1 protein-coding gene is annotated in these 1,629 nt (G+C 68.4%); it reads right to left on the bottom strand.

Translation table 11 applies throughout. The annotated features are described in order from the left end of the window. Positions 1 to 1,536: IS1182 family transposase (locus AB0M97_RS30795; RefSeq protein WP_365964270.1), on the bottom strand; the 1,536-nt coding region annotated here is incomplete at its 3' end. Positions 1,537 to 1,629: the final 93 nt, after the last annotated feature.

Raw genomic sequence — 1,629 nt, 5'->3', positions numbered from 1 at the left:
GAGGCTCGTCTTGGGCAGGCCGCGGTAGCGGGATCTGCGCAGGCCGCAGACTTGGACTGCCTGGGAGATGGTGCCTTCGATGCCGGCACGGATCTTGTAGCGGTTCTTCCACTCGTCGGTCGCCTGGAGCTTTCGCGCCTGCTGGAGTGCTTCGTACTCGTCACGAGGCCGGAGGTTGATCTCCCGCCGTCGGGGTCTGGGGGAGTTGACGCATTCGGGCAGCTGGGGGCAGGTGCCGCAGTCGGCCGGAGAGAACCGGACCCGGACCTCCGGCAGGCCCTCCTTGGAGGGGCGCTCGGCCCATTGCGTGCTGACAGCGCCGTTCGGGCAGGTCACGTACTGGTTGTCCCAGTCGATGGTGAAGGCGTTCTGGCTGAAGGCGGCATCCCCGCGGGCGTGGGGGACAGTCACCGCCTTCAGCGGTCCGTGCAGAGCGATGCTGTGGTCACGGCGGGCGGCGGACAGGGCACCGGCGTTGGCATAACCGGCATCCACCCAGTGCTCGCCCGGCAGCAGATCCCGCCGGGCGAGTTCGGCGTGGACCGGGGCAGACATCCGGTCGTCGGAGACGCTCGCGACCGTGGTCACCACGCTCGTGACCAGATGCGGGGTGCTCTCCTCACACGTCTCGGTGACGTGGACCTTGTAGCCGTCCCAATTGATGTCGAGCTTCCCGCCGGTGCGCGCATCCAAGTCATAGGGAGTCACCACGCGCTTCAGGCCCCGTGGCCGGTCTTTTGGGCCCCGGCGGGCCACCTCCCCCTCGATCAGGTGGAAGTACTGCACCCACACCTGCCGCAGCACCTCAGCTTGCGGCAGCTGCCTCAAGCCCGGTGGCGCATCCTTCGCCCAGATCATCTGAAGCAGGTGCATGCCGTCGCTGCCGACCCGCCGATACGCCTGGTCACGCCGGGTCCGCTCCTTGGGGAAACGGGAGTCCTCAGCCCGGGTGGCGTAGTGCTTGAACCAATCCGGCCGGGCATGCTCGCTCAGCCAGTCCGGTGCAGCCGAAGCCACGGCGTTCAGCGCCGAGCGCAGGGTTTCCGCGACCAGTTCTAGCTGGTTGAGCTCGCCCACCGCGGACAGCACGTGGGTGGAGTCGGTCCGTGCACGGCCCCGAGCGGTGATCAGGCCCCGCCGGCGGGCAGCGGCCAGCACCGCGTCCAGGATCTCCCGGCCGCCGTCCGCTCCAATGAGCCGATCACGGAACTCCGAGAGCACCGAGTAGTCGAACCCCGCGTCGGCCAGCTCAAGCCCCAGTGCGTACTTCCAGTCGATACGGGCCCTCACCGCCTCTGCGGCCCGCCGGTCAGTCAGCCCCTCCACGAACTGCAACACCAGCACCAACGCCAGCCGCCCCGGCGACCAAGCGGGCTTCCCCCGCGCGGGGAACAGACCCGCGAACTGCCCGTCCCCGAACAACGGCCCCAGTTCGTCCCGCATCCGGATCGCCAGACTCCCCTTCGGGAAAGCCGCCCGAGCCACCCGTACCGTCTCCGCCGGAATCTCCCCCGGCTCCTCCGGCCGCATCGACATCGATACCCTCCCCAAACGACGTCGGCTCCCAAGACCACAACCAGGTCTTGGGAGCCGAAGTCACGAGAGGATCCGAATTAACCAACGGCATCC

The organism is Streptomyces sp. NPDC051207, assembly GCF_040682395.1.
Classification (GTDB): Bacteria; Actinomycetota; Actinomycetes; order Streptomycetales; family Streptomycetaceae; genus Streptomyces.
Note: the sequence above shows the minus strand (reverse complement) of the source record. Positions and strands in the feature narration are given on the sequence as shown.